Source organism: Pseudomonas sp. 10-1B (assembly GCF_000935045.1).
Classification (GTDB): domain Bacteria; phylum Pseudomonadota; class Gammaproteobacteria; order Pseudomonadales; family Pseudomonadaceae; genus Aquipseudomonas.
Map to the genome: position 1 here is coordinate 38,510 of NZ_JYKS01000015.1, position 21,378 is coordinate 59,887.

Genomic DNA, 21,378 nt, shown 5'->3' on the forward strand with positions numbered 1-21,378 from the left:
CCTCTTCTCATTGGTATTGTTTTAGGGTTTTTCTCGCCATTTCCAGCATCGACACCCGCTGCTTCATCGCCTCTTTCGACAGGTAGGCATGCGCTTCGGGCTCCGCCCAGCCTTGGGCCGCCATCAGCAGCACCTTGGCCTTGTTGATGTCGGCCTGGTGCTCCAGGCGCTCCTGCAGTTGGGCGTGCTTCAGCATCAACCTGGCGTAGGCCTCACTGTTGCTTCTGGCGCATACCAGCGCCGGCAGCACCTTGTGGCTATCCAGCGGCAGCACCATCACGCCATGGCAGCCCAGCTCCAGTATCTGCGACAGGATGGTCGGGCTTTCGTACTCCACCAGCGCGATGGCGGTCAGGCGTACCCCGCCCTGGGCCAGCAGTTTGCCCAGTTCGGCATGGTGGCGCCCCTCGAACACGCCGCAGAAGACAAGGTCGGTTGGCGTGTCGAACGCCTTGGGTGGTGGCCAATGCTGCTTCACCGAACAACCGATACGCATGAGCTGCAACACCAAGGCATCGGTGATTTCACTGGGCGGGCAAACGATGCCCACATTCAGCTCACGCAGCGTGCTCAGGATGTTCGAGGTGCTCATGAGGGCCCTCCTCCGTCCATGCACGCGCTCCAGTCATCCAGATTGTGCACCACCACATAAGGGTCGGGACGGATGGCTGTCGGCGATTGCCATTTGATGCAGATCTGCCCGTGCGCATCGATCTCGCCGATGCGCGCGAACAGATGCGAATGGTTGTTCTGCTGCTCCACATGCACCCTGCCCTGAGGGCTGTCCAGGCTCATGCGGTATAAGTGACTGCGGATTACCTCCACCTCCAGGCTGCCGGTGGCATTCACCGCCTGGCACAGCATGCGCATCTGGCTATAGGCCGCCTCTGCCCAGGCGGTGATGCGCACGTCTGCGGGGAAGAACGCCCGGCACTGGCTGACGAACGCGCTGCTCTCGGCTGACTCGACGCTGGTGAAGTACGGCGCCACCACAATGTTGCCGCGGGCCACCTCGCTGCCCATTTCGGCAATTTCCGCCTCGCTGGTGGTCAGGCTGGCGATAGGCGGCCGCGCGCCGTTGCCATAGCGCTGCGCCAAGGCCTGGTAGAAACTTGCCGTGCCGGTGCCGACCACGGTCGAGAACACCACATCCGGGGCTGAGCGGACCACCCGCTCGACCACTTGGGCCAAGTCGTCAGCCGAGGGATACAGCGGGATGTAGGCTTCTTCCACCACCTCGCCACCATGCTGCTTGTACAGGTGGCGCATGACATGATTGCTTTCCCGCGGGTAGATGTAGTCCGAGCCAACGAAGGCGACCCTGGCGCCGTAATGGCGTGTCAGGTAGGCCGCCAGCGGCGCGCTGTTCTGGTTGGGTGCAGGCCCACCGTAGATGATGTTCGGCGAGTATTCGAAGCCCTCGTAGGGCGTGGGGTAGAACAGCAAGCCGTCCGCACGCTCCACCACCGGCATCACGGCTTTACGGGTATGCGACATGTAGCAACCGAGCATCAACCTGACGCCGTGGTTACGCACATAGTCGTCGCACAAGTTGCGATAGCGGTCCGGGTCGCCCCCGGGGTCTCCGAGCAGCGTCAGCACCGGCTGCCCCAGCACGCCACCCTCGCGGTTCACCTGCTCTACCGCCAGCAGCGCGCCACAGCGTTGCGAGCGCTCGATGGCCGCGGTAACGCCGGTTTCGGCGAACAGCAAACCCACCTTCAATTGCCTGTCTTGTCTACTCATCACACCGTCCCATGACAACGATCATGTAGGCATCGAAAAACGAATGCGCCCGCGCTCGAGGTGGCCGGCCACCGTGATGCAGGCCACCTCGGCCTGGCACGGGATGCGGTTGCCGAGCAGGTACTCCGCCAGCGGTACTTCCAGTTCATGGCGAATGAAGCGCTTGAGCGCACGTGCGCCGAATTCCTCATCGTGCCCTTCGCTGGCCAGCTTGCCGACCACCGCCGCATCCAGCGCCAGGCGGCAGTGGTGCTTGGCCAAGCGCCGGTTCAGACGCGACACCTCCAGTTCGACGATGCGCTCGCTCACCTGCTGTTCGATGGCATTGAACACGACGGTGCTGTCGATGCGGTTGACGAACTCGGCAGAAAAACGCTTCACCAGGCGCCGCCGCACCCGGCCCAGCAACTGCTCGCGGCGCCCTGGCGGCTGACCGAGCAAACGTCGCAGCGAGGCCAGCGGGCCCAGCCGGTGCTGGCGTATGTCGTCCGCAGCCAGGTTGCTGGTCATGAACACCAGGGTGTTGCGGAAATTGAAGCTCTTTTCCCCGGACGCCAGGCGCAACAGGCCATTGTCGAACACATTGAGCAGTGCCTGGGTCGCCTCCTTACTGGCCTTTTCCAGTTCATCAAACAACACGATCCCCGGGCGCCCCTGGCTGCCGTCGAGCAGAGTCTGGTCGAACAGCGTCCGGCCTTCCTTGGCGCCAGCATAGCCCGGTGGTGCGCCGGTCAGGGCGGCAGCGTAATGTTCCTGGGCCAGCGTGTTCATGTCGACGCGGCAGAAGGCATCGGCATCGCCGTGCAGGGCGCGGGCCAGGGCGCGCACGATCTCTGTCTTGCCGACCCCGGTCGGGCCGAGGAACAAGGCAGTGAACAGCGGCCGGCGCGGATCGAGGATGTCCGCCCGCACCACCGTGAGCACATCTTCGATGGCCTGCAGGGCTTCGTCCTGGCCCAGCACTTCGTTGCGCAGCACCTGCATGACAGCGGGCACATCGAAGCGGAACCGGGACTGCAGCGTGTCGTCGCTGCGCAGATGCGTTTCGACGATCGCCCGGGTGTGGCAGTTTTCTGCATTCAGTGCGGTGCTGGAGGACATGTCGCGGCGCGTCTGCTCCAGCAGATCATTCAAGAACGGCATGGTCTTCCCCTCACTCGTGAAACAGCGTGCCCGCGGGCACGCTGCGCAAGCCCCTCAACGGGCTTCCTTTTCCTGGGCTTCGTAGGGAAGATTGCCGACCGGGCACTGCGCCACGCCCGAGGTGCGCCGGGTGAGGGCCTCGACGTTCTCGCGCGCTTTTTCGGCGTCCAGTACCCAGGTGCGGTAGAACTCGAACGGGCATTCGGCGACGCCCCGGTCACCGTCCCCGGACAAGTGCATGCCGCTGTAGCCACGGTGCAGAATCTTGTACAGGTGATTTTGCGACTGATCGTTCTGGCGCGCATCGCGAATCTGCGAGATGGACAACTGGGCATACTGGATGCCCATTTCCTCTTCACCACACTCGCCCAGGGTGCGGCCATCGAAACCAATGATCGCCGAGTGTCCGAAGTAGGAATACACACCATCGAAGCCGGCGGCGTTGGCTACCGCCACGTAGCAGTTGTTGGCCCAGGCCATGGCCTTGGCCATCAGTACCTGCTGGTCCTTGGCCGGGTACATGTAACCCTGGCAACGCACGATCAGCTCGGCACCTTTCATGGCACAATCGCGCCAGATTTCCGGGTAGTTGCCGTCATCGCAGATGATCATGCTGATCTTCAGGCCCTTGGGGCCGTCGGCGACGTAGGTCTGGCCGCCCGGGTACCAGCCCTCGATCGGGCACCAGGGGATGATCTTGCGATACTTCTGTACGATCTCGCCGTTGTTGTCGATCAGCACCAGGGTGTTGTAGGGCGACTTGCGCGGGTGTTCTTCATGACGCTCGCCGGTCAGAGAGAACACGCCCCAGACATTGGCCTTGCGGCAGGCCTGGGCAAAAACCTCAGTTTCCACCCCGGGCACCGCCACGGCGGTCTCCATCATTTCCGCCGGGTCGTACATGATGCCCTGCAGGCTGTACTCCGGGAAAATCACCAGGTCCATGCCCGGCAGCCCCTGCTTCATGCCGACGATGATGTCGGCGATCTTGCGGGCGTTGTCGAGCACTTCATCGCGGGTATGCAGGCGCGGCATCTTGTAGTTGACGACGGCAACGCCGACGGTGTCGTTGCTGCTGGAAATATCACCATGACGCATGTTGAACACCTCTTGTTGTTATTTTTCAGGGACGACAAAAAGCCCTCTCCGCATGCGGAGAGAGCTCATTTGCTCTTTGGGGTTCGGGGTGGAGGCAGCGGCATCGCCATTGATGCGCGGCTCCTGACAACGAACGGTATATGCCGGGTATGGCGCCTTGTCAACCCGCGCTCAGCGGTTGTTGCTTTTCAAGCGCCGAGTGAGGCCCACATGTGCACAGACTTTACTGGGGCTGCTCTGCAGCCCTTCGCGGGCAAGCCCGCTCCCACAAGGACCGCACATTTCCAAAGCTCAGCGCCAAACCGGTGGGAGCGGGCGTGCCCGCGAAGGGCCGCAAAGCGGCCCCAGATTGCTTAACTGACTGGCATTAAGGTTTACCCGCGAATACCGGCGTAGCCGGTGCCGTCAACGCCACTCGCTGTAGGGTTCCAGCGGCGTAACCGGCAGCGCCAGGTTGCCTCGCCAAGGTTCGAACAGGTAGCGCAGGTAGAGCATGCCGTGGCTAGGCGCATAGTCATCGCTGTGCTGCCAGTCGAACCCACCGCCCAGCACCCAATGGTCGCTCAAACGCCGTTCGAACAGGCCACGCACGCGGTAGCCCAGCCCGCTGCTGTCGCTGGCGTCGTTCATGGCATCGATGTTCGAATCCACGCCATACTGCGCCAGCACCTTGCGCTTGATATGCGCGTCCGGGTACAGGCGGCTGCGGCCGCTATGGGCCTGCGACCAGCTGACCGCCCCCTCCAGCAACAACGACCAGTCGTAGTTGCGCCAGGCATAACTGACCGGCACGCCAACCGACGTGTAGCGCTGCGGGCTGTAATAGCCCCCCTGCCCCAGGCTGTAGCCGCCCAAGTCCTTGGCGTGGCGCCAGTGCATCAACGTCAGGCCAACGCGCACACGCTCGTCGGCTTTTTCCACCACGCGCCGGTAGTATCCGGCCATGGCGCGGGTGCGCTGGTTGTCGGCAACGTTCTCGCCATACAGCCAATGGTGCCCCAGGCTCGCCCAGACACCGTCGTCGCCCCCTTGGTCCCAGCTCAGGCCCAGCGTGGCACCATTGGCCGTGACCCCGCCCCAGCGCACCCCCGTCGGGCGGTCACGTGCCCCGGCAAAGGACAGCAGCGAATTGCTCATCGGCCGGCGGGAAGCGGTCAGCGACCAGCCAACCTGCCCGAAGTCGCCGTTGACCGTTGCTCCACCCAACCAGTTGTCGATCAGGTAACCCTGGGTAGTGCCCAGGTCGAACGCCCAGCGACTGCCCTGCCAGCCCAACGCCAGCACACTGCCGTCAGCGGTTTGTGAACCACCCTCGCAGGCATTCCCGTCATCAGTCCCGCCCACGAACTGGCAACTGCCGAAATCCGCAGTGTAGCGCCCCTGATCGTTCTGCTTGAACGACCCCGCATCCATGCCAATGCGCTCCACCCGCGCAAACGCGGTGCCGTCCTGCCAAGGGGTATCGATATGCAGCAAGGTCGACTGGGTGCTCAGTTCGGACGTGCCCGGTGTACCGTCGTCCTCGCGCCAGCCGTAGTCATGCATCAGGGTCACCTGGGTATTGCGCTGGCGGTACAGTGCATCGACATCGCTGCGCAGGCTGCGCGCCAGCCAGTCGTCGGCGTCCCGCGCTCGGCTGGCCAGCGTCAGCGCACGGTTGTCCCGTGGCGATACGGCGGCACGGTCGAGCAATTGCGCATCGGCCATCGCCGCGGCGTAGAGGTGCAGCGCCTGTTGCGGGTCAGCCTGCGCCACCAGGCGGGCGGCGTCGCGGCGCAACAACGGATCGGGACGAGCCTGCTGCGCGGCAATCCGGTCGAGCAGTCTGGCCGCCTGGTCGTGTTCGCCCAAGGCGACCCAGACAGCCGCCATGCGCCGCTGGGCGTTGCTGTCATCAGCGGCCAATTGTGGCACCTGCACGGCCAGCATGTGCCGGGCCTGCGCCAGGTTGCCTTCAGCCACCGCGCTTTCGATCACACCAAGGCGCGCTGTGGCTCGCCCGGGCTGTACGGCAAGCACGCGCTGGTAGTAGCCGCGCGCCTTGTCATGCTCATCGCGCGCCGCCGCCCAATCGGCCAACAGCATCAGGTCGTCCGGGCCACCATCGCCACGCGCCAGGCTGGCCTCGAGCAGCGCTGTCGCTTCGGCGCTGCGGCCTTGCGCCTGCAGTTGCTGCGCCGAGGCCAGGGTCATGCGCCGCCGAATTCGCTGCTGCAGCGCGTGCATGTCAGCGCTCCAAGCCCCCTGGGGCACCGCGCCCATGCTGTCCAAGGCCAAGGCATCCCGGTCGCTGGACTCCAGGAACAGGCCGTGGGCATAGCGGGTCGCCGGGTCGTCCGGCTGATGCTGCACCAGCTTGGCGAATGCCGCATCGGCCTCGGCTGTGCGCCCCAGGTGGCGCAGGCTGTTGGCCAGCTGATAGACCAACCAGGGTTCATCGGGGGCCAAGGCATAGGCCTGGCCCAGCGCCTGGCTGGCCGCCACCCAGTCTTCGCGCTGCTGGGCCTCGTCACCTTGTTGGCGCAGGCGCGCCAGTTCCAGGCTGCGGCGCAGGCTGGCGAACTGCACTTGCTGCCGGGCTGGCAGGCTGTCCAGGTACCCCCGCGCCTTGTCGGGCGATTGCACCTGGTACACACGCATCAGACCACGCACGGCACTTTCGTTATCCGGTGCCATGCGCCGCACCTGTAAGAATTGCCGCTCGGCGGCAGCCGTGTCACCCTCGGCCAGCGACACATCCGCCAGGCCCAGCACGGCGTATTCGTCCTGCGGGCGCTGCTGACGTGCCTGCAAGTACAGTGCGCGCGCACCGCGCAGGTCTTTCGCTTGCAATGCCCGCTCGCCTTTGTTGAGCAGGCTCCAGTACTGGCTGGAGGACTCCAGGTCCTTCCACTGGCTGATCCAGTAGGTGTCCTGCTCTTTGGCACTGGCCGCCCGGAACGCCGCATTGGCGCCCTCGTAGCGGCTCTGGCGCATCAGGGCATAGCCCAGGGCTCCGTGCAGGCTAGCGTCATCCGGGTAGTGGCGCAGCGCCCTACGCAACTGTACTTCGGCTTCGGCGTTGCGGCCCTTGTCGAGCAATGCCTTGCCCCGCTGGCCGGCCTGCCAGGACGGGTCGGCCAGCAGTTTGCGCTGCTGTTGCAGGGTCTCGCTGGCCTGCGCCAGAAGTGGGGAGGCCGGGTAGCGCTGGAGGAAGGCTTGCCAGGCCGCCGCGCTGGCGGCGCTAACCGTTTGCCCGGACAGGTAGTCGAACTCACGCTGGGCGGCGGCATCTCGTGCGCCAGGATCGCGCGCCAGTTGATCGAGCAAGGCCAGCGCCTCGCGGTCACGATTTTCGGCGAACAGCCAACCGGCCAGGGTCTGGCGCAGCCCGGCACTGCCCGGGTACTGCCGGTCCAACTGCTGCAACTGTCGGATCGCTTCAGGGCGTTGGCCTGGCAGGTTGCCGCGCACGCGCCAGTAGTCCAGGGCCAGCTCAAGGCTGGGCGGCTCACCTGCGAACAACTGCTCATACGCCGCCAGCGCCTCTTCACTGCGCCCGGTAACGGCTAACAACCGTGCCTGCTGCAAGCGCCGCGCGGCCTCTGGCTGCTGCAGTTCGAGCAGGCGCCTGGCCTGGCGTGCCTGACGGCTGGCAGGCGCCAGGGCACTGATCCTTGCCTGCAACTGCTCAGCCTCGGCGTTGTTCTTGTCACGCAAGGCCAGGCTCAAGGCCGCCAGCAGCACATCCAGGTTGCGCGGTTCCAGCAATTGCAGCCGGCCCAGCGCATCGCGCACCAGGTCGTCACGGTGCAATGCCTCGCCCCGGCGCACCTGGTCCAACAGCCATTGGCGCTGTTCATCGGCATCCCTGGGTTGCGCCACAGCCTGGCAAACCACCGTCGCCAGCATCAGCGCGCCTATCATTCGCTGCATGGCGCGCTCCAGGCTGGCAACAGGCGACCGTGCGAGTCAAACCGGTAGCGGTGTTCATCCCAGCCCTGGCCAAACAACGCCAGCACCTGGCTGTAATATGCCTTGGCCTCGACTGGTTGCTCGTGCAGCCGCTGACGCTGGGCCGCCAGGCCAGCAACGTGCTCGGGCGAAGCCGCCAGCAATGGCAGCAAGGCTGCGGAGAAACCCAGCGGCCCATGGCCACTGGCAATGCTGCTGTGCGCATCCACGCGCTCTGGCGGTAGCCCTTGACGCGTGGTCAATGCGGCCATCGGCGCATAGTGGGCAACCAGCTGGTTACGCTGTGCTGCGTCCTTGGCCAGCATGCCGACCCACAGGTACACCCGAATGGCGTCGTAGTCGCCGGCACTGCCCTGTTGCGGGTCCGTCGCCAGTTCACCAGCAGGCGTCCACAGCAGCCAGTCCGGAGCAAACCCTTTTGGCGACGAAGCCAGCCATAAACGCCGCGCGTTATCGGCCAGCTCGCCCCACAACGGGTCCACCAGACTGAAGCGGTCGAACAGCTGCAGCGGCAGGTAGCTGGGGTTCAAGCGGGTGCCGCGCGCATCCTCGAAGCCGTGGTCACCCGGCAGCAGCATCACGCCCAGGCCCGGCAGCTTGCGCACGGTCTGCGCGGCGATGCGCCACAGCAGGCGCTGGCCCAGTTGCGTGTAAGCCGGCGCATTCCACAGCCGCCCCGCCTCCAGCAGACTGTAGGCAATCCACAGGTCGGCGTCGCTGGCGTTGTTGGGGTCCAGCACCTGCCACTGGTTCTGGTCATTACGGCCCCACAGCCAGGCTGGCAGATGCCGGGCCAGGTCGCCCTCGGCAAGGTTGTTGCTGGTCCAGCGCAGCAACTGCGCGAAGGCCTGCCGATCATTGCCCACCAGGGCGAAGAACAGTGCATAGCTCTGCCCTTCCGAGGTAGTGATCAGGCGCTCGTCGCTCGGGTCGATGACCCGACCGTCCACGCTAACCAGTTCGGCCTTGAAACGGTCCCAGGCAGCCCACGGGCAAGCCGGCACGGCACTCGCGAAAACAGGCAGGCCCAAGGCGGCCAACCCCACCAGCAACTGACGCATCATCACCCTGCCTCACCCAGGCGGCGCCGGCCAGCCCAACGCAGTGCCCGCCACAGCAAGAAGGCGAACAACACCACGCAAATGGCTGCGAGCGCCGCCAACAACACCGGGTGCTCGGACAAGTGGAACCACAGCAGCAGCCACCACGGCAGCGCGCCAACAAAATAGTGCTCGCCGACGAACTGGCTGCTCACACCACTGCTGCGCACCAGCGTTACCGAGCCAGCCACGGCATCGAGCTTGCCCACATCGCCAAGCACGTCGCGCAGCAAGCTGTAGTCACTGTCGCTGTTGGCCAACAGGGCAACGACACTGCGCTGCTCGTGAAAGGGCGACTTCAGCCCGGTGATCGCCGCGATCGGCGCCTGCGCGCTGACCGCCACACGGCTACTCGCGGCCACCGGCGCGTTATCGAAGCGCTGGCTACCCGGCAACCCTGCGCTACGGCCTTGCAGCAGCCAGTCACGCTGGGCGCTGAGCAGCAGGCCAAGGTTAGGCGCATCGCGCAGGGCTTCGGGCAGGCTGCCGAGCAGCAGCAGGTCAGCATCTACCGCAGCGGCCTGTTGCCAGTCATCGACCAGCTTCAGGCCAAGCGCCGGGTAACCGATTTGCCCAGCCAGCCCAGCGATAGCATCGAGCAAGGTGCCAACCTGCATTGCCGTGGGTTTGGCCGGCATGATCACCAGCGTTTCGGAAAGGTCTGCCATGCGGCTGAACGGGAAGCCGCTGCGGGCGAATGCGCGCAGGTCGGGCATGGCGATGTAATGGTGGTAACCGGACAGGTCGATGGTCGAGTTTTCGTCGATCGCCGCACGCACGTCCACCGGCAGCGACGTCTGGCAGCGGTCGCGCTGGGCACTGCCCAGGGTGCTGGCAAAGCTGAAATCGAAACGCAGACGGTTGCGGTCGCCGATCTTCAACGCCGGCACCAGCGACTTCTCGGCCGATGCGCTGCCGTCACTGGACAACAGCGCCAGGCGCATTTCTTCGAGCGTGCCGCCACGCCGGTCATTGCCCACCAGCGGCATGCTGGTGATGTACTGGTCATTGACGCTGATGCTCAAGCGCGATTCGTCGGTCACTGCCGGTGCCGTGTAGCGATACAACGTGCGCAGCGCAATGCCCTGGTTGCGCCAGACGAACAAGTCGGGCGGCAGGTTCAGCTCCAGCGTCACCGGTCGCGGTTGCAGGCCAGTAACCTGCAGTTGCTCGGGGTAATCGAGCAACTCGGCGAAGCGTACCGGCCGGTCGGTACGCGTCCAGTTCGGTGCATCGTAGGGCTGGCGCGGTTGCAACGCGGTCATCTGCTCAACCTTCACCCGCGCACCGCGGAACAGGTTGTTGCCAACCGCCAGTGCCAAGGCCGCCTTGACCAGGTCGTCGTCGTTACGGCCCAGCACCAGCAGCACTTTGCTGAAACGGTCGTCCGGGTGGTCGATCATCTGCAGCACCGGGCCGTCGACCAACGGAAACTGCTGTAGGTCGGCGAGGAATGCCGGGCGGCGGTCGTTGCTGGCAAACACGATGCTCGGTGTGGGTTGCTCACCACGCTCCGGCAGGCTGTTGTACAGCACCGGGAAGGTTGCCTTGCGCCAACCGGCCTGGCTGCCGAAGTAAGACGCCAGAATCGCGGCTGCACGCTGCTCACCCAGGCTCGGCACGCCGCTGAACACCACTGGCAGCGCTACCTTGCCGGTGTCGCGCGCGTCGAAGAACGGCAGCGGGAAATATGCCAGGTCGTTGTCCAGTGCCAGCGCCTGCTCGTGCAACTGCACCTGGCTCTTGCGGTTCAGGTTCAGCCACAGGCCACTGTGCGCCGGGTCTTCGCAGATGTCGGTGTAATGCCCGACGAACTCCAGGCGTACCCGGTTGAAGTCACTGAGCAGTTTCGGCTCCAGTGGCAGTTGGCGGCGTACGCGCTGGCCAAGCTGTTCCTTCTCCACCGCCACCACGCCCATCAACTCGTCATTGAGGTAGACGCGCAGATGCGACAGGTTCGGCAACAGCGCTGGCGAAGGCGTGTAGTCCAACTGCAAGGTGGCATCGGTGGCGAGGCGGTCGCGACGCAGGCCGAATTCGATATGCTCGCTGTTGCGCACCCCCAGCAGCAGGCTGTCGGACGTATGCCCAAGCTGCTCGAAGGTTTTCGCAACCGGCCAGTTCGGTACCGTGGGTACGGCTGGCTCGGCAAGCGGGGCTACAGCGGCGGCAGCGCTCTGCGACAAGGCGGCGAACAGCGCCAGCGCCAGGCCCCAGGTACGCGCGGGATAACCAGTCATCATGCGTCTCGATCAACAAGGTTCAGGGAAGGAATAGGCCGCGGTGTGCGGGGGCGGTAGCTGGCCAACCAGAGCGCCAGCCTGCGCAGTGGGCGCCACCACGCCCGCAGCCATGGCGGCATGTGCTCGACCAGGCGCAGGTAACCGACACCGCCCAGTTTCAGCACATCGACCAGGCTGCGCAGCGGGCGGTCGACTGCATGTTGCTCGTGCCAGCCAAGCCAGGCATCGGCACGGGCAAAGGTGCAATGAACCAGGTCGATGCGCTGTTGCTGGCTAAGGTCGTGGAACACCAGGCCCACGTGTTGCCCGACGGTACGGGTGACACACGCTTGGAAGGCGAACTCACGCTGGCCACGGCTGAGCAGCAGACGCACCCGCTCCCCCGCTTCGAGCGCAAGGCCCGGGTGCAACTGCAGGCCGACACCACCATCGGAATAATCGACCAGCGTGCAGGGGTAGGCGTGACCGCTGGCCAGCACCAGCCCCGCCGACAAGCGCATCTGCACCCGGTGGGCGCGGCGCACCTGGCGCACCTCGGCAGCCACGGCAACAGCGGCGCCGATGATCAGCAGGTTGTAGATCACCCACAGCGAGCTGACGATCACCGTGCCGATTTCGGCCGCCGGGCCGGCGAACAGGCGCCAAACGGCAAAGCCCAATCCAGCCACGTTGAGTGCCGCAAGCCACAGGTAAGGCTGGGCGATACGCCAGTCGAACTGCTCCTGCTCCATCAGGCCGCCCTTGGCGGTGACGTTGAACTTGCCCTTCTTCGGCGCGAACAGCGCGACCGTGGTGGGGCGTGCGATGTACCAGGCCAACACGGTCTCGTAGACCTCGCCCCAGAAGGTCTGCCGGTACTTGCCCTGCATGCGCGAGTTGGTGAGGCTGGCGTGGATCATGTGCGGCAGCACGTAGAGCAGGATCATCAACGCGGGCGCATAGATGATGTAGGCATGCAGCAACAGGAACGCCAGCGGCGCGGTCAGGAACACCAGCCGCGGCAGGCCGGCCAGGAAGTGCAACATCGCGTTGGCATAACACACCCGCTGGAACAGGCTCAGCCCGCGGCCGAACAGCGGGTTGTCGGTACGGAAGATCTGCACCATGCCCCGAGCCCAGCGAATACGCTGGCCAATGTGCGCCGACAGGCTCTCGGTGGCCAAGCCGGCCGCCTGCGGGATGCTCAGGTAGGCCGAAGACCAGCCCTGGCGGTGCATACGCAAGGCGGTATGGGCATCTTCGGTCACGGTTTCGACGGCAAAGCCGCCGATGCTTTCCAACGCTGTACGGCGCAGCACGGCACACGAACCACAGAAGAAGGCGGCATTCCACATGTCGTTGCCGTCCTGGATCAGGCCGTAGAACAGCTCCCCTTCATTGGGGCGACGGCGGAACGAGCCCAGGTTGCGCTCGAACGGGTCGGGCGAGAAGAAATGGTGCGGCGTCTGCACCAGCGCAAGCTTCGGGTCCTTGAGGAACCAGCCCACCGTCAGTTGCAGGAAGGAGCGCACCGGCACGTGGTCGCAGTCGAAAATGGCGATCAGTTCGCTGTCGGTCTTGCCCAGCGCATGGTTGAGGTTGCCGGCCTTGGCGTGCTTGCTGTCCGGGCGCACGATGTAGCCCACCCCCACTTCGTCGGCGAACGCGCGAAACGCTTCGCGCCGGCCATCATCGAGGATATAGATGCGCAGGCACTCGCGTGGCCAGTCCAGGCCTAGGGCAGCCAGCACCGTTGTGCGCACCACCGACAAGTCTTCGTTGTAGGTGGGGATCATCAGGTCGACCGTCGGCCAGTGCCGCGGATTTGCTGGCAGGTTCGCCGGCTTGCGCTGCAACGGCCAGCTGGTCTGGATGTAACCCAGGATCAGCACGAACCACGAATAGGTCTCGGCTGCCAGCAGGATCACCCCACACACCAGGTCGGTGCTGTCGTTCCAGTTCAGGGTCGCTGTATAGCGCCACCACAGGTAGCGGCAAGAAATGATGGTCGACAGCACGATCAGCATCAATGTCGGGAAGCGGCCGGGCATGTGCCGTACCAGCATGGCAATGCCCAGCAGCAGGCAGATGAACACCAACTGCGCCAGATAGCCGAACGGTTCGGTCACGCACAGCACGGCCAGGCCAATGGCGCACAGCGTCAGCACGCTATAGAACACCCGCCGGGCGAACACGCTCAAGCCGCGCAGGCGTGTCGAGGCTGCATGCTTGAAAGCACTGGCGCGGTAGCGTGCGGGTACCTGCTGCAGGCTGTCGATCAGCAGGCTGCGGTAGTGGCGTACAAGCTGCCGCACGCCGCGCAGTTGCGCACGCACTGCACCCAATGCGTGCCGGGCGGGCCCCGGCTGGCGTGGCACCGGTTGGCGGCGCAGCAGCAACCACAGGCTCTGGATCAACAGACGCAGCGGGTCGCCCAAGCTCGGGCGCTTGCCCGCCAGTTGCGGGTACAGGCGCTGACGCTCGGCCAACAGGGCTTGCCAGGCGGGCGACTCCAGGCGCAAGAACAGGAAAACCAACCACACGCCCAGGGTAAATAGCCATGCGACCGGCAACCGCGCGCCGCGCGCGGTGAACCAGGCATAGGCCGACTGCGGCTTCAACATCACGGCTGGCGCCTCGTCAGGCAGCGCACCGCCAGGCTCTGCACGTCCCGACAGGCCAGGCTCTGCGGTGCGTGATGGCCGAGCGGTGCCTTGCATGCCAGGGCCTCGAGGAAGGCCTCGTCGCGGTGCACCACCTGAATGGGCAGACGATCACGGAACAGGTCGCGCCACACCATCAACAGGTCACTCTGCAAGCGGCTGGCCGGGTCGTAACGATTGACCAGCAGCAGGTCGTAGTGCTCGATCGGCCGGCGACCGAGCAGCAGGTGGCTGGCCATTTCAGCCTCGGCCACCAGTATCCGCACATCGGTTTCGATACTACGGCCCACGGCATCGGCCGGCGGCTGCGGCAGGTCGAACAGCACCCAGTCGAAGTGCTCGGCCAGTTCAACCTGGCGAGCGCCCCAAGCGTCTGCATCGGCCAGCGGGCCAGCTGGCGCATCGCCGAACGGCAGCAGGCACAGACCATCGAGCACCTGGTACACGGCATCGGTGAACGGCCGCCCTTCCCGCTCGGCAAGCGCCCAACCTTCGCGCGTGTCGAGTGGCAGATTGAAGTGCAGCCCCAGCAGGTTGTGTGGGCACAGGTCGATCAGCAGTACCCGCTCGCCCACCCCCTGCAGCGCATAGCCCAGCGCGGCCAGCAGGGCGCTGCGCCCCAGGCCACCGCGCACCCCGTGCAATGCCAGGCTGGTCATGGCGACACCACCTCGCGCCGTGGTGCAGCTGTATACAGCGCGCCCGCGGTGCTGGCCCGGCAGCTTTCACCCAGCAACGGCCAGCGCTGCAAGGCCTGCTGAACCCCCACCAGCATGGAGATGTCCTGGTAGGTCAGGTCCGGCATGTCCAGGTGCTGGCGCAGTTGGGCGATATCGTCGCTACGCTCGGAGGGGTCCGCTTTGCCAGTGTTCATGGGCGCTCCTTGGGGATGGGCTGCCAGTCGGGCTGGCCTTGCAGGCGCATGTAGGCACGCCCTTGGTAATTCACAACTTGCGCACCGGCGGTTTCCGCAACCTGTTCGGTGGTCGGCAGGTCGATCAGCAGGCTGGGCACATCGAGCACCTGCTGCTGGCCCAGGCCGGCGTACACGCGCGAGATAAGCTCGGACAAGGCCAGGTAGCTGGTGGGTGCCGAGACGCGCAGCGGCTCACTGCGGGCAGGCTGCCCCATGCCGATGAACTTGAGGCCTACCGGTACATGGGTAATCGATGGCGTGGGGATTTCACGCATGCCCGACAGCTGCATGCGGTCGCCATGCAGCGCGGCGCCATGCTCTGGGACGATTGCCACGACCACACGGCGGCCACTGCGCTCCAGTTCATCGAAGAAGCTGCCAAGCTCGCCAAACAGGCGGTTGGCGCGGGTGGCGTAATCAGCCACGCGGGTGCCACCATCTGCGGTCACGATGCGGTTGCCGTCATGCAGGCTGATGCTGTTGTAGAACAGCGACACATGCTCGGCCGGGGCACCTTTGCGCTGCCCCCACCAGCGCCGCAACACCTCCAGGTCGCTGGCAATCGGCGAGCCGTCGAAGCCGACCAGTGCCCGCGGGAAGTCGGTATTGCGCAAGCCGGGCTGCGGCATGTGCTGCTGGGTAATGTCACCGATGAAGTTGTCGAACCGGCCGCTGTGGTTGAGCAAGGTATTGCTCTGGAAGCCGAGCCTGGCCAGGTTCTGGAACAACAGGCACTGCTCCGGGGCGCTCTGGTACAGGCCCGCGTGGGACGACTGGCCACAGCTGGCACGCAGCACGCGGATGGCGGCCGGCCCGCTGTAGGAAGTGGCCGAGTTGAACTGGTCGAAGATCACGTCCAGGCGCGAGAACAGCGGGTTTTCACGCAGCCCGACGGCCGACAGATCGTCCCAGGCCAGCGAACAGATGTTGATCACCAGCAGGTCGAACGGCTGCTCATCGGCCTTCATGGCCGGGAACGCCGTCACCCGGTCACGCTCACTGGCGAAAAACCGCTCGAGCCAGTTGTCGAGCGTAGCGTTGTCGGCAACCGCAGCGGCCTGCACTGGCTCTGCCAGGCTGCCAACAGCGGCGCTGGACGCCTGGCCCGCGCCAGCCCCCAGCGACGGCAGGCCACCGACGGCCAGCCAGGCCAGCCCCAGCAGGCTCAAGGTACTCAGGCGCAGCCAATGGCGCAGGTACAGGTAGCCCACCAGCAACAGCGCCAACGCGCCCAACAGGTTCCAGTTGATGAAGCGCCCAAGCAGCTCGACCAGGTAGTCCCACGAGAAATCGAGCACCCCCGGCTGCGCCAGCAAGCGGCTGAAGGGTGGCAACCAGGTATCCTGGTAGAACAACGCGATGCCTATCGGCACTGCCGCCAACTGCCGCGCAATGCGCAGCCACTTGCCCGGCAACGGAATCAGCAGAAACGCGGCGAACAACAGGTTCGGCAGTGCCTGGAAGTCGAGCATGCCAAGGGCGACCAGCAGGAACTTAGCCAGGAAATAGAGGTTCCACCCTCCCAGTCCAGGCCATCGGGCCGGTACCGGGAGGGTGGTGGTTGCATTAGTCATTACGGGGTTCCTGGCGTGCAGCGCGGCGGCGTACGCCCAGTGGTTTCAGGTAACGGGGTGAAAGGCGACGGCGCAACCAGGCGCGCATCGCAGCGCGCAAACGCAGCACCAGCAGCGCCAGCCCCAAGGTGACCAGCGCGGTGATGGCAATCACTTGCAGCAGTTGCACGAAGTTCATGCTGCGCCCCGCTTGCCAAGGGCGACCCGACGCGGTGCCAAGGCCGGCCGCGGCTGTGTCGGCAGTTGCGCCGCAGCGTCGAACATGGGTGGCCGTGGCAGGCTGTCTTCGAGGAAGGCCGAGGTGGCCAGGCTGTCGACGCCGGTAAGCACCTCCTGGCTGATGAACAGCTCTTTCCACGACAACTGGAAGATGTGGTCGAGTGCCTGTTCGACGCCTTCGGCACGGCATGCGAACAGGAACAGGAACAGCACGTCGCCAACCACACAGGCTATGTCGCCGTCACGGCGGAACACCGTGCGCGAGCATGCCTGCAACGGCGTCAGGCCAGGGGCCGCGCGCAAAACCAGCAACTGGTGGACGATTTCGCCGTTGCGCACACCGTGCCACATGGTCTGCACCGCTTCGGCGAACGCGCGGGGCGCCACCATCCCGCAAATGGCCAGCGGCCGCAGGCGCGCGAGCAAGGCATCGAAGTCGCTTGGCAGATGGCGCCGCCAGACGTAACCCTGGATGCTCTCGACCATGGTCAAAAAGCGCGACAGGCTGGCACCGAACGGCACGATCTGGCTAGCGCCGCAGGCCAGCAACAGTTGTTCATCCTGGTAGCGCAGGGTAGGCGCCATCTCGCGTACCACCAGCTTCAGGGCATTGCCACGCAACTGGCGCAAGCGGTGCAGCTGGCGCGCCAGGCTATCCAGGCGCTGCCCACCGTCCATGGCAAAGACCACCGTGGCGGAAACCGCCAGGCTGGCTTTGGCACCCAGTTCATCGAGGCTTTCGCAGACCTGCCAATGCTCGGAGAAGGCTGGCGCCCCCTCCAGTACCGGGCGCTGGGCCAGGTACAACAACTCATCGCCACCGGTGTGGGAGTGCAGCTGCGGCGCCCCGGCAACGGCAAAGCCCGCATCGAGCCGTGCCAGTTCCACATCCCGTGTACCGATTTTGCCGAGCTGGTTGCTCCAGAAATGCTGCAGGTAGCGTACCCCGCCCTTGCCGCGATACAGCTGCGCCAGCCCGTCGATGCCTTGGTTGAAAGCGCGCAGGCGTTCCACCAGCCCGGTGCTCTGCCCGCTGCTGATGACCAGCAGTAGCGCAGCCTCGGCCAACAACACCGGGCGCATCGCATTGCACCAACGCTCGACGTTGCCGCCCGCCCAGACGTCAGCAGGTGCGAGCAGCACCAGCACACGCCCGGGAACATCGATACGGGGCAGATCATCGATCAGATGCAGGGTGGCTTTTGGGTTGGTTTCGTACAGCGCCAGTTCAGTCGGACCTTGCGCCGCATCGAGCATCCCCAGCACCTCAGCGCTTGCTGGCGCGTCGGCGATCAGGGCTGCGCGAACGTGGTCTGGCATACCTCCGACTACCTGGCGGCATAGCAAGGTGGCGTCTTCTGCGGTGTCACAGGCCAACCAATACAGTCCCTGTACATGAAACTGGCTACTCTCGGCGCCTAAGCCGGAAATAGCCAATAACGGCATTCCATTCGTCAAAACACTGGCTCTGAATTAAAAATTGAAACGGCTTGAAAGATGAATGTGGCACATGGGCGCTTGAGATTTCATGATCAATGTCAAAAAAACGACAAACAACATGCAGAACACACAATAGCGTCAATTATACAGCACGCAGGCAAAATAATGTCAACTTGATATGTAATGAATTGCAAACGCCCGCCATCGGGTGTTGGCTTGCTGAGAAAAGCCCATGCCCCCAGGCGAATGCCTGGATGTGCTGTATGGTTACCCGGTAAGCAAAAACTGACTTTCCGGAGACGAAGATGCTTCGTGTTTTTGAACGCTGGCTCGACCCATTCCCACCTGACGAAGCGCCACCCCCGCCTGTCGGCCTGCTGCGTTTCATGTGGGCCTGTACCCGCGGCGCCCGCGGCTACATTCTCGCGCTTGCGCTGCTCAGTGCCGCTGTCTCGGTCTACGAGGCCTGGCTATTTTCATTTCTGGGGCAGGTCGTGGACTTGCTCTCGGCCTGGCAGGCAGGTGACGCTGCAGGCACCTCGGAAAGCCAAGTGCTGTGGAGCATTGGCATCGTGCTGCTGACCAGCATCGGCTTGGTAGCGCTGCGCACCATGGTGCAGCACCAGGTACTGGCGATCAATTTGCCGCTGAGACTGCGTTGGGACTTCCACCGTCTGATGCTGCGGCAGAGCCTGTCGTTCTTTTCCGATGAGTTCTCCGGCCGGGTCACCACCAAGGTGATGCAGACGGCGCTGGCGGTGCGCGAAGTGCTGTTCACGGTCATCGAAATCCTGCCTGGGATCGGCGTGTACTTCATCGCCATCATCGCCCTGGCCGGCGGCTTCGCCCTGAAATTGATGCTGCCGTTCATTGCCTGGGTCGCACTGTTTGGGCTGGCCATGCTGTATTTCGTGCCGCGCCTGGGCAAGGTCGGGCAGGAACAGGCCCATGCGCGCTCATCCATGACCGGGCGGGTTTCAGACGCCTACACCAACATCACCACGGTGAAGCTGTTCTCGCATTCCAAACGCGAAGCGCATTTCGCCCGCGCGGCCATGGAGGATTTCAAGCAGACGGGCTTTCGCCAGATGCGCCTGGTCAGCCAGTTCGAGATCGTCAACCAGGCGCTGGTGGTGGGCTTGATCATTGGCGCAGGCGGCTATGCCCTGTGGCTTTGGCATCAGGGCCAGGTCGGCACTGGGGCCGTGGCGGCGATCACCGCCATGGCTTTGCGTATCAACGGCATGTCGCATTGGATCATGTGGCAGATGACCTCGCTGTTCGAAAACATCGGCACCGTGCAAGACGGCATGGCCACCCTCACCCGCGCCCCCAAGGTCCTGGATGCAGCGGACGCCGCTGAGCTGGTACCCCGCGGTGGCGCGGTGACTTTCGACAATGTCAGCTTCAACTACAACGGCGAGCGCCAGGTCCTTAACGACCTGAGCCTGCACATCCACCCGGGCGAGAAGGTCGGGCTGGTGGGCCGCTCCGGCGCCGGCAAGTCCACCTTGATCAACTTGCTGCTGCGCTTTTACGACGTGGACAGTGGCGAAATCCGCATCGACGGGCAGAACGTCGCCAAGGTCACGCAAGACAGCCTGCGCAGCGCCATCGGCATGGTCACCCAGGACACCTCGCTGTTGCACCGCTCAATCCGCGACAACATTGCCTATGGCCGCCCCGACGCGACCGAGGCGCAGATCCACGCTGCCGCCCGCGATGCCCAGGCCGATGGTTTCATCAGCCAGCTCAGCGACCGGCACGGCCATAGCGGTTACGACACCCTGGTGGGTGAACGTGGCATCAAGCTGTCTGGCGGCCAGCGCCAGCGCATCGCCATTGCCCGGGTAATGCTGAAGAATGCGCCGATCCTGCTGCTTGACGAAGCCACCAGTGCGCTGGACTCGGAAGTAGAAGTGGCCATCCAGGAAAGCCTGGACGAAATGATGCAGGGCAAGACCGTCATCGCCATCGCCCACCGGTTGTCCACGATCGCGGCCATGGACCGACTGATCGTAATGGATGAAGGGCGCATCATCGAACAAGGTACCCACGCGGCACTGCTGGCGAAAAACGGCACTTATGCACGGCTTTGGCAGCACCAGAGTGGCGGGTTCCTGGGTGAAGACCAGGGTGTGGTCGAGGCGGTGGAATAGGCCTGTATTGCGTAAGCTCTGAATGCTTGCGCAATCCCTTGCAGAAGCGGCCTTGCCGGGGCGCCGGACCGGTCGGAAAGGGCTGCAAAGCAGCCCCGGCAATCTATGCATCTGCGCTGAAATCCTGGGGCTGCTTCGCAGCCCATCGCAGGCAAGCCAGCTCCCACAGGTACCGAGCAGAATTCAGGAATTGTGCGGTCCCTGTGGGAGCGGGCTTGCCCGCGAAGAAGGCCACACGCTGCCGGGGGATATGGCAGTTTCAATCCAACACCGGCCGCAACAGCACCTGCGCCTCATACAGTGCCGGCAAATAGCGCAAGCGAATTTCATCAACGCTCAACCGCGAAGCATGGGTGGTGATGGTCAGCGTCGCCTTCAACCGCCCGGCACGATCCAGCAACGGCACACCCAGCACCCGCATGCCGATTTCATATTCCTGATCAACAATACAAAACCCCTGCTCCTTCACCCGCTGCAACTGCGCCTCCAACTGGGCCCGGTCAGTCTGCGTATAAGGCGTCAACGCACGCAGCGGATTGCGCGCAAAGTACTCATCCCGCTTCAGCTCATCCAGCCAGGCCAACCAGACCCGCCCACCAGCCGTGCAATACATCGGCACCCGCGAGCCCGGCCTGATCGACAACGAAGCCACATGGCTATAGCGGCTGCGCACCAGGTGGATGATCTCGTCACCATCTCGAGTGCCCACCGATACGTGCTCCTGGGTCTGCCGAGCCACCTGCTCGACGATCGGACGCAGCATGCGCGGCAGTTGCGCCGAGTCGACATACGCCTGACCGAGGCGCAAAGCCTTGGGCGTCAGCCAGTACTCGCGGTTGTCCGTCTCGGCAAATCCTTCGTGCACCAAGGTCAGCAGAAAGCGCCGCGCGGCACTGGGGGTAAGGCCAGACAGCCTGGCTGCCTGCGGCACGCTCAGACGCGGCTGCTCGGCGCTGAACAGCTGCATCAGCGCCAGGCCTTTCTGCAAACCGGCGATCAAGTCACGGGGATGGATGGCGGGTGTGTTCATGCATTCGGCTCACAACCTGGGAGAAAAAACCACCGATTAATGCGATAACCGGAACATTGCTGCGATTATCGCACTAAACGGCCGATCAGCGCATTGTTGCCCACGCCCCTCTGC

General features: G+C 64.5%; 15 protein-coding genes. 1 reads left to right on the forward strand and 14 read right to left on the reverse strand.

Going from position 1 to position 21,378, the window contains the following annotated elements; all coding sequences use genetic code 11:
• Window positions 1-7 precede the first annotated feature (7 nt).
• From TZ03_RS10350 to bcsE, 13 genes are all read right to left on the reverse strand, one after another.
• On the reverse strand, window positions 8-592 hold the full coding sequence (locus TZ03_RS10350; protein WP_051097505.1) for an ANTAR domain-containing response regulator: 585 nt from the start codon (window positions 590-592) through the stop codon (window positions 8-10).
• A complete protein-coding gene (locus TZ03_RS10355; RefSeq protein ID WP_051097506.1) occupies window positions 589-1,746 on the reverse strand; it encodes a transporter substrate-binding domain-containing protein in 1,158 nt (385 codons plus the stop codon). Before TZ03_RS10355 ends, TZ03_RS10350 begins: the two co-directional genes overlap by 4 nt.
• A gap of 21 nt (window positions 1,747-1,767) precedes the next feature.
• Complete coding sequence (locus TZ03_RS10360) at window positions 1,768-2,889, reverse strand: AAA family ATPase (RefSeq protein ID WP_051097507.1); 1,122 nt, start codon at window positions 2,887-2,889, stop codon at window positions 1,768-1,770.
• Between the two features lie 54 nt (window positions 2,890-2,943).
• Entirely contained in the window at window positions 2,944-3,987 is a 1,044-nt protein-coding gene (locus TZ03_RS10365; protein ID WP_051097508.1) for an aliphatic amidase, read from the reverse strand.
• Between the two features lie 405 nt (window positions 3,988-4,392).
• Complete coding sequence (bcsC, locus tag TZ03_RS10370) at window positions 4,393-7,902, reverse strand: cellulose synthase complex outer membrane protein BcsC (RefSeq protein WP_051097509.1); 3,510 nt, start codon at window positions 7,900-7,902, stop codon at window positions 4,393-4,395.
• Window positions 7,890-9,005: a cellulose synthase complex periplasmic endoglucanase BcsZ gene (gene bcsZ / locus TZ03_RS10375; protein ID WP_051097510.1), complete on the reverse strand. Its 1,116-nt coding sequence runs from the start codon at window positions 9,003-9,005 to the stop codon at window positions 7,890-7,892. The genes bcsC and bcsZ overlap by 13 nt, the downstream gene beginning before the upstream one ends.
• Window positions 9,005-11,284, reverse strand: a complete 2,280-nt coding sequence (gene bcsB, locus TZ03_RS10380) for a cellulose biosynthesis cyclic di-GMP-binding regulatory protein BcsB (protein ID WP_082056596.1) — start codon at window positions 11,282-11,284, stop codon at window positions 9,005-9,007. Before bcsB ends, bcsZ begins: the two co-directional genes overlap by 1 nt.
• On the reverse strand, window positions 11,281-13,890 hold the full coding sequence (gene bcsA / locus TZ03_RS10385) for a UDP-forming cellulose synthase catalytic subunit (RefSeq protein WP_152645411.1): 2,610 nt from the start codon (window positions 13,888-13,890) through the stop codon (window positions 11,281-11,283). Before bcsA ends, bcsB begins: the two co-directional genes overlap by 4 nt.
• Window positions 13,887-14,585, reverse strand: a complete 699-nt coding sequence (gene bcsQ, locus TZ03_RS10390) for a cellulose biosynthesis protein BcsQ (protein ID WP_051097513.1) — start codon at window positions 14,583-14,585, stop codon at window positions 13,887-13,889. Before bcsQ ends, bcsA begins: the two co-directional genes overlap by 4 nt.
• Window positions 14,582-14,800: a cellulose biosynthesis protein BcsR gene (gene bcsR, locus TZ03_RS10395; protein ID WP_051097514.1), complete on the reverse strand. Its 219-nt coding sequence runs from the start codon at window positions 14,798-14,800 to the stop codon at window positions 14,582-14,584. Before bcsR ends, bcsQ begins: the two co-directional genes overlap by 4 nt.
• Entirely contained in the window at window positions 14,797-16,416 is a 1,620-nt protein-coding gene (bcsG, locus tag TZ03_RS10400) for a cellulose biosynthesis protein BcsG (RefSeq protein ID WP_051097515.1), read from the reverse strand. The genes bcsR and bcsG overlap by 4 nt, the downstream gene beginning before the upstream one ends.
• Complete coding sequence (gene bcsF / locus TZ03_RS10405; RefSeq protein WP_051097516.1) at window positions 16,409-16,594, reverse strand: cellulose biosynthesis protein BcsF; 186 nt, start codon at window positions 16,592-16,594, stop codon at window positions 16,409-16,411. The genes bcsG and bcsF overlap by 8 nt, the downstream gene beginning before the upstream one ends.
• The gene (bcsE, locus tag TZ03_RS10410) at window positions 16,591-18,081 is read right to left on the reverse strand and encodes a cellulose biosynthesis protein BcsE (protein ID WP_051097517.1); all 1,491 of its coding nucleotides are present in this window, start codon (window positions 18,079-18,081) and stop codon (window positions 16,591-16,593) included. Before bcsE ends, bcsF begins: the two co-directional genes overlap by 4 nt.
• Window positions 18,082-18,380: 299 nt before the next feature.
• Here bcsE and TZ03_RS10415 point away from each other — a divergent pair, with 299 nt between their 5' ends.
• Window positions 18,381-20,234: an ABC transporter ATP-binding protein gene (locus TZ03_RS10415; RefSeq protein ID WP_051097518.1), complete on the forward strand. Its 1,854-nt coding sequence runs from the start codon at window positions 18,381-18,383 to the stop codon at window positions 20,232-20,234.
• 259 nt (window positions 20,235-20,493) lie between these two features.
• Here TZ03_RS10415 and TZ03_RS10420 read toward each other — a convergent pair whose 3' ends face one another.
• Window positions 20,494-21,264, reverse strand: coding sequence for an IclR family transcriptional regulator (locus TZ03_RS10420; protein WP_051097519.1), 771 nt, complete (start codon window positions 21,262-21,264; stop codon window positions 20,494-20,496).
• Window positions 21,265-21,378: the final 114 nt, after the last annotated feature.

Bases quoted from the DNA above. Each gene is read 5' to 3' on its own strand.
- TZ03_RS10350 (WP_051097505.1), bottom strand. From the start codon at position 592: ATGAGCACCTCGAACATCCTGAGCACGCTGCGTGAGCTGAATGTGGGC.
- TZ03_RS10355 (WP_051097506.1), bottom strand. From the start codon at position 1,746: ATGAGTAGACAAGACAGGCAATTGAAGGTGGGTTTGCTGTTCGCCGAA.
- TZ03_RS10360 (WP_051097507.1), bottom strand. From the start codon at position 2,889: ATGCCGTTCTTGAATGATCTGCTGGAGCAGACGCGCCGCGACATGTCC.
- TZ03_RS10365 (WP_051097508.1), bottom strand. From the start codon at position 3,987: ATGCGTCATGGTGATATTTCCAGCAGCAACGACACCGTCGGCGTTGCC.
- bcsC (WP_051097509.1), bottom strand. From the start codon at position 7,902: ATGCAGCGAATGATAGGCGCGCTGATGCTGGCGACGGTGGTTTGCCAG.
- bcsZ (WP_051097510.1), bottom strand. From the start codon at position 9,005: ATGATGCGTCAGTTGCTGGTGGGGTTGGCCGCCTTGGGCCTGCCTGTT.
- bcsB (WP_082056596.1), bottom strand. From the start codon at position 11,284: ATGATGACTGGTTATCCCGCGCGTACCTGGGGCCTGGCGCTGGCGCTG.
- bcsQ (WP_051097513.1), bottom strand. From the start codon at position 14,585: ATGACCAGCCTGGCATTGCACGGGGTGCGCGGTGGCCTGGGGCGCAGC.
- bcsR (WP_051097514.1), bottom strand. From the start codon at position 14,800: ATGAACACTGGCAAAGCGGACCCCTCCGAGCGTAGCGACGATATCGCC.
- bcsG (WP_051097515.1), bottom strand. From the start codon at position 16,416: ATGACTAATGCAACCACCACCCTCCCGGTACCGGCCCGATGGCCTGGA.
- bcsF (WP_051097516.1), bottom strand. From the start codon at position 16,594: ATGAACTTCGTGCAACTGCTGCAAGTGATTGCCATCACCGCGCTGGTC.
- bcsE (WP_051097517.1), bottom strand. From the start codon at position 18,081: ATGCCGTTATTGGCTATTTCCGGCTTAGGCGCCGAGAGTAGCCAGTTT.
- TZ03_RS10415 (WP_051097518.1), top strand. From the start codon at position 18,381: ATGCTTCGTGTTTTTGAACGCTGGCTCGACCCATTCCCACCTGACGAA.
- TZ03_RS10420 (WP_051097519.1), bottom strand. From the start codon at position 21,264: ATGAACACACCCGCCATCCATCCCCGTGACTTGATCGCCGGTTTGCAG.